Origin of the sequence: Sporosarcina sp. P34, assembly GCF_002743375.1 — a bacterium.
GTDB lineage: Bacteria > Bacillota > Bacilli > Bacillales_A > Planococcaceae > Sporosarcina.
This window is the reverse complement of sequence record NZ_PDZC01000007.1, coordinates 175961-182587: the sequence shown is the minus strand read 5'-3', so window position 1 is coordinate 182587 and position 6627 is coordinate 175961. Positions and strand designations below refer to the sequence as shown.

Sequence of the window (6627 nt, the reverse complement as noted above, 5' to 3'; positions counted from 1 at the left end):
TGTGAGAGTAGGACGTTGCTAGGCATGCGAAGCCATTCCCTTTGGGGAGTGGCTTTTTTGTGTTTAATACTAAATATGAACTAAGTTCAGAGTCGAGAGATTGTCGATCTTGGTTAGGTGCTCAATAAATCATGGTAAGCGCTCTATCGTCTTGCCTAACTGCTCTATTAAGCATGTCATGTGCTCTATCGTCTCGTTTATTCGCTCTATGAAGCGTGCCATGCGCTCTATCGTTTCGTTAACCCGCTCAATAAAGCCTTCCAGACACACTTTTGCTCCGCTTATCTGCACTTTAATTCATGACTAATGGCCATGTAATTCCAATGCAAAGTCACTTCAACCAATTACTTTCCACACACTCATCCTTTTCATTAGTTCTTCTAATAAACAATAAATTTCAATATAAACATTTCATTTAACCTAATAGTCTATAGCTTGTTGGGGTATATTAATAGTAAGATACGTACGATAGCAGTGGAGGGGATTCTATGATCATGACGATAATTAAACGCTTCTTTAAAGAACGCTTTTTTGATCAGGCAGCGCAGAATGCTTATTATTTATTGCTTTCAGTATTGCCCTTTTTGCTTGTAGTGCTGTCTATTGTGCAATTTCTGCCTGTGGAAGAGGCTAGTATTTTAGCGTTACTACATCCATTTGTGCCAGATGAATCTTTTCAACTGATCGAGCAAAGCGTCCAGTCCGTACTCTATAAAAGTCATGGTAAATTGCTTGCACTCAGTGTGCTCGCTGCATTATGGACGACATCGGTCGCCGTACAATCATTTGCCCGTTCATTGGACATTGCGAATCGGAGGCTTTCTCAGCAGCCTCTATGGATAAGTATAATCCGTAATCTTGGCGTAACAGTTCTTTTCATGCTAATCGTACCTATGTCGCTATTTTTGCCGTTGATTGAAAATCTTATGCATACCGTTATCGCATATTATGATGTACTAGACGCATGGGAAGGTTGGTTGTACATTTGGCCTAATATAAAATGGGGTCTAGGTACATTCTTTTTACTTTTGTTCTTCTTGTTATTTTATCAACTTATGCCGACCGGAAAGATGAGATGGAAAGAAGCGTTGCCGGGGGCATTACTTTCAGCATTTGGCTGGCAGTTCGTGTCCTTATTATTCGGAGAGTATGTATCAAGGGTAGATTATTCAAGGCTATATGGACAGTTAGCTGGAATTATCATGCTGGTGTTATGGTTTTATTTAACGGCAGTGATTATAATTCTTTCAGGTTTGTTGAATGCAGAGTGTAAAAGAAAGGGACGGTCTAAATGAAGATCTTAGTAGTAGATGACGATATACATATTTTGGAGTTAGTTAGTATTCATTTACGACAGGCGGGATATACCGTTGTGAAGGCGATGAATGGACTTGAAGCGCTTGAGGTGGTAGAGAAGGAATGGCCAGACTTAGCGGTGGTAGATGTGATGATGCCAGGCATGGACGGCTATATGCTAACGAAGAAACTCCGTGAAGATACGGAAATTCCAGTTTTATTGCTGACGGCTAAAGGCGAGATGGAAGATAAGGAGCGCGGTTTTTTGGCCGGATCGGATGATTATCTTGTGAAGCCATTTGAGCGGAAAGAGTTATTATTTCGCATCCATGCCATTTTGCGACGTTATGACAAAGCAGTGGATCGGATGATTCAGGTCGGTCCTTTGGTGATCAATCGACAGAGTTATGAAGTGGTGCTTGGTACGAAGTCATTGCTACTTCCATTAAAGGAGTTTGAATTGTTGTCGGTACTGGCTTCTCGTCATAGTCAGGTATTTACACGAGAAGTGTTAGTAGAGCGTGTTTGGGGCTTTGATTACGAGGGGGATGAGCAGACGCTGAGTGTCCATATCAAGCGTTTACGCGATAAGCTCGAGAAGCTTACGGATCAAGTGAAAATTGTAACGATACGTGGTGTTGGTTATAAGCTTGAGGTTTCGGAATGAAGTCGTTGTATGGGAAGTTTGTTGTTATAACGGTTGGTATTATGCTGGCGAGTGCGATTGTAGCATTCCTGGCCGTCAATACATACTATCATCGATACTTAAAAGGTGAGAACGATGCGAAGAATGTTAAAGTTGCCGAGGAGATTGCATTGTTCATTGAAGCGAATGATAGTATAGATTTGCCGGCATACTTCGATATGCTGGCTGGAGTAGGTTATAAATTGCTAGTCAAACTGCCTACCGGCAACTCGACTGTCTATGGAGAAGCGTTCCGCGATGATAATCTTGAAGAACAAGCGATTCAGAAGGTCTATAGTGGTGAAGTCTACCATGGTATGCGGGAGCAGAAGGCAGAGACATTTGTAACGGGTTATTTCTCTAATGAGTCTGCTAATACAGTAGGTGTACCTTTTATGTACAAAGGCCAGACGTATGCATTATTTTTGCGGCCAGATATTAAAATGCTCTTTACGGAAATTCACTATTTACTTGGTGGCATGGTCATTGTCATGGCAATTATCAGTATTCTTGCCATGCTAGTTGTGGCTCGTAAGTTGATTGCACCAATTATCGTATTGACAAGAGCGACGAAGAAGGTCGGTGAAGAGCAATTTACTAGCAAGCTGTCGATTGAACGACGTGACGAAATTGGGCAACTGGCAAAAAGTTTTCAACAGATGGTTGATCGTTTAAGTGATAACGACCAAATTCGAAAAGCATTTGTAAGTGATGTGTCACATGATTTTCAGTCACCCCTATTGAATATTAAAGGCTATGCAGACTTATTATCGGACGAAGAGCTGCCGGCTAATGAACGCATACGTTATGCAGGAATTATTCAATCAGAAACAGAAAGACTTTCAACTTTGACAAAGCAGTTATTATTGCTGACGTCACTCGATCAACTAGTCTCCCCACTGGAGAAAAGAGTATTCCGTGTGGATCAGCAAGTAAAGGAAACAGTTCGGAAGTTTCAGTGGTTATTGCAAGAAAAAGAGATTTCCGTCATGCTCGAAACTGAAGAGGTCACGTATAAAGGTGATCCTGCTTTTCTTGAGAAAGTATGGGAGAATTTATTGTCGAATGCATTGAAGTATTCACCGGATGGAGAAACGATTGATATCCGACTGACCGAGAAAGCAAATGAAATCTGTTTCTCTATTGAAGACACAGGAATTGGCATGTCCTCTGAAACCAAGAACCGAATATTTGATCGTTTCTATCGTGCGGATCACTCGAGAACGCGTGAAGTAGAAGGAACAGGCCTGGGATTATCTATAGTTGAACAAGTAGTGCGACTTCATGACGGCCGAATAGAAGTAATCAGTGAGTTAGATGTAGGTACAACATTTATCGTGTATTTACCTACACTGTAACAATCCGTTCATCTTCCGTTCATCTTGGAGTGTTAGGATTAGTGTAGTAAAAGAATGACAGGAGGAAATATAACATGCAAGAAAAGTGGAGTTTACGATTGATTCGTATTGCAGCGATTTTTGGTTTGATTGGAACAGTACTCGGTTCTCATATGGCGGGGGCGGGTTCGTACGCATTCCGTCCAATTCACGCGCATATTTTACTTGTAGGTTGGTTGTCAGTGTATTCATGGGGTGTGTTTTACAAGATTTACCGAGTCCGTGCTAGAAAGCTACTAACATTGCAAGGCTGGACAGGGATCATCGGTGCAATTGGTTTAACAGCGGGGATGTGGTTACAATTCATGCAACCCTTCAATGTTAATGAAGTATTCGCGCTCATCTTATACATCGTTGGTGGGACTGTATTATTAGTAAGTTTTGCTTTATTCGTAGTCGTAACCTTTATGATCGAGAAAACAACTACTGCACGTCAATAAAAAACCAGGAATTCGGTTAGCGCCGGGTTCCTGGTTTTTTGTCGAAATATATTGAAATGTTTTTAAAAATATTCAGTTGTTTCAACAAATATTTTAGTACTCCTGTGACATAATTGAGCGACCTAACAGATGAAGGAGCGAAAGACTATGACTGCTCGCAATCGGTTTCACCTCATAATGATTTGTTTTACTGTCTTAATCGCTGGGACGTTGTTAATTAAACAAACGGCGAGTTCAGAACAACAGAAGATTGAAACGATAGGAATAGATTATGCTCAGATGAATCAATCTGTAGAAAAAGTGCTAAAAGATATGCCTGAAATAAAAGGAGAGCTGGCGTCTATTCAATCTGGCATCCATACTAGCCAGCTAGACCAATCGTTTTCAACAAATAAGACGGAGTTTCGCTTACGTGTGAAAAACAATTTAACTGAGCAAGAGCACTCTTCTCCATTTTTAAGGGGAATCGCAGAGAAGCAAACGGATCACTATCAAGATGCTTTAGCAATCGCGGAAGAAGCTTATGGGATCACGTTGACAGAAGATGAAATTGATGCATACATTAAAGAGAATGTTTCAACGATATGGGATGCGGAAAAAAGAAAGTACGCGAAATCGCTACAATTAACATTAAATGAACTGGACTATCAGTTTGATCGAGACATCTATGTGATGAATGTTCTATGGGAAAGGGTATTACCTATCGTGATGCAAGAGTTTCCGAGGCAGCGTGGTGAAAGTGGACAAGCATATGGAAAACGATTGAAAGAAGAATTTTTTAGTGGTACAGAAGATTCCGTGTAGAAAGGTAATATGGATGTCATTCTGTTAAGATAGTTTCAGATTAACTCCCTATCTCATTACCATGTCTACTATCAAATGAAAAACATGGGTTATTGCTATATTATTTCTCGGGAAATTGATAATACTTTAATGATATTTACGGGTATTTGCAACTCAAAGAGAAATAAAATGACACCTGTATGGATTACCTTCTTTTTTCATATATTAATACACTAACAGGTTAGAATATCCAGACGACAATTAATCCGTAAGTATTCCCTTTACATTGATCAACATGCAACAATGGCATGATTATTTATAATATGTATGAAAAAATGAATAGACCCTTAACTTTTATCATTTTTCATTTTTGAAAGTGTTCTGATTGCATGTTGAATTCTCTTCTCGATGAAATTCATATAAATGACAGTGAGAATTCAGGCTGTATTCTATATTAAAGACTACTTTCTAATGAAATGGAGTGCAAAAAATGATAGGAATGGAAGGGATGTTGATTGATATACAATTTGGCAACGTCCTTACACTGCTTTTATCTATTGTCACGATACTCAATATCTTGCTATTAGCATGGGTTTTATTTATCGAAAGAAGAGATGTAGGAAATACATGGGCGTGGATTATGGTTCTAGTATTCATTCCAATCGTCGGTTTCTTTATTTATCTATTCTTTGGGCGCAGTTTAAAACAAAAAAATTTCTATAATCTTTCTATTGCAGAAAGAAAGGCTGAGAAAACGGAAGTTGATAAGCAATTACTGCCAGAAAACTTAGCTATACTTGAAAACAACACCTTACTAAGAAGATATACGGAATTAATCCATATGAATCTAAAATCATCTCATGCATTGCTTTCTAAAGATAATCATATTAAAATTTTTGACGATGGTCATAAAAAATTTGCTGCATTGTTTGAGGATATTCGCTCGGCTACGAAAGAGGTCAATGTCCAGTATTATATCATTCAGTCTGATTCTCTCGGGACTAAGCTGCGTGATCTGTTAATTCAAAAGGCGAAAGAGGGAGTAAAAGTTAGGCTCTTGTATGATGAAGTAGGGTCGAAGAAAACTCCCCCCAGATTCTATAATGAATTACGTGCAGCAGGAGGTGGGGTGGAGGTATTCTTTCCATCACTGTTTCGTCTGGTAAACTTTCGGATCAATAATAGAAACCACCGGAAGCTTTGTATCATTGACGGAGAAATTGCGTATATAGGCGGTTTCAATGTCGGAGACGAGTACCTAGGACTTGATAGGAAGTTTGGTTATTGGCGTGATACGCACTTCAGGATTAGAGGCGGTGCGGTCAATCATATTCAAGCGAAATTCATTTTAGATTGGCATCAGGCCAGTAAAAAGGAACCGGGAGATTGGGGAGATTACCTATTTCAAACCGAAAAACATATAGGTACAAGTCCAGTGCAAATTGTCTCAAGTGGTCCGAATTCCGAGACAGAACATTTGAAGAATATGTATATCAAGTTATTATTGTCTGCTAAAAAAAGTGTCTACATTCAGACACCGTACTTTATTCCAGATACAAGCTTTATGGATGCCTGCAAAATTGCGTTGCTGTCAGGCATCGATGTACAGATAATGATTCCATGTAAGCCTGATCACCCGTTTGTCTACTGGGCTACTTGGTCGTATGTCGGTGACTTGCTTGATTATGGAGCCAAGATATTATTATTTGAGAATGGCTTCTTGCATGCGAAAACGATTGTAGTTGATGAAGAAGTGGCGGTAGTAGGTACTATGAATATAGATTCACGTAGTTTCCGATTGAATTTTGAAGTGACTGCCATTGTCTATGATGACAAAGTAGCCGCGCAACTAACTGAGCTCTTCCGTCAAGACTCGGAACGTAGTTCTAAGTTGACGAAGGAACGTTATGAAGAGCGGTCATTACTGATTAAGTTTAAGCAATCGATTTCACGGTTGTTGTCTCCCGTACTCTAAAGTGTTAGAAATATAATATACGTAACGAGAATATAATAAAAAAGAAGCAGC

At 39.5% G+C, this 6627-nt stretch carries 6 protein-coding genes; all 6 read left to right on the top strand.

Annotated elements, in window-relative coordinates; genetic code table 11:
• Positions 1–488 precede the first annotated feature (488 nt).
• Positions 489–1295 carry a YihY/virulence factor BrkB family protein gene (locus CSV63_RS11860; RefSeq protein WP_099695988.1) on the top strand — a complete coding sequence of 269 codons (807 nt, stop codon included), beginning with the start codon at positions 489–491 and terminating at the stop codon, positions 1293–1295.
• Positions 1292–1963 carry a response regulator transcription factor gene (locus CSV63_RS11855; protein WP_099695987.1) on the top strand — a complete coding sequence of 224 codons (672 nt, stop codon included), beginning with the start codon at positions 1292–1294 and terminating at the stop codon, positions 1961–1963. The genes CSV63_RS11860 and CSV63_RS11855 overlap by 4 nt, the downstream gene beginning before the upstream one ends.
• Complete coding sequence (locus tag CSV63_RS11850; RefSeq protein WP_099695986.1) at positions 1960–3339, top strand: sensor histidine kinase; 1380 nt, start codon at positions 1960–1962, stop codon at positions 3337–3339. The genes CSV63_RS11855 and CSV63_RS11850 overlap by 4 nt, the downstream gene beginning before the upstream one ends.
• A gap of 74 nt (positions 3340–3413) precedes the next feature.
• Complete coding sequence (locus CSV63_RS11845; protein ID WP_099695985.1) at positions 3414–3818, top strand: hypothetical protein; 405 nt, start codon at positions 3414–3416, stop codon at positions 3816–3818.
• Between the two features lie 147 nt (positions 3819–3965).
• Entirely contained in the window at positions 3966–4622 is a 657-nt protein-coding gene (locus CSV63_RS11840; protein WP_099695984.1) for a hypothetical protein, read from the top strand.
• A gap of 469 nt (positions 4623–5091) precedes the next feature.
• Positions 5092–6576, top strand: a complete 1485-nt coding sequence (gene cls, locus CSV63_RS11835; protein ID WP_369823844.1) for a cardiolipin synthase — start codon at positions 5092–5094, stop codon at positions 6574–6576.
• The last annotated feature ends 51 nt before the right edge of the window (positions 6577–6627 follow it).

Excerpts from the sequence above, each read along its gene's own strand:
- CSV63_RS11860 (WP_099695988.1), top strand. The coding sequence starts at position 489 with ATGATCATGACGATAATTAAACGCTTCTTTAAAGAACGCTTTTTTGAT.
- CSV63_RS11855 (WP_099695987.1), top strand. The coding sequence starts at position 1,292 with ATGAAGATCTTAGTAGTAGATGACGATATACATATTTTGGAGTTAGTT.
- CSV63_RS11850 (WP_099695986.1), top strand. The coding sequence starts at position 1,960 with ATGAAGTCGTTGTATGGGAAGTTTGTTGTTATAACGGTTGGTATTATG.
- CSV63_RS11845 (WP_099695985.1), top strand. The coding sequence starts at position 3,414 with ATGCAAGAAAAGTGGAGTTTACGATTGATTCGTATTGCAGCGATTTTT.
- CSV63_RS11840 (WP_099695984.1), top strand. The coding sequence starts at position 3,966 with ATGACTGCTCGCAATCGGTTTCACCTCATAATGATTTGTTTTACTGTC.
- cls (WP_369823844.1), top strand. The coding sequence starts at position 5,092 with ATGATAGGAATGGAAGGGATGTTGATTGATATACAATTTGGCAACGTC.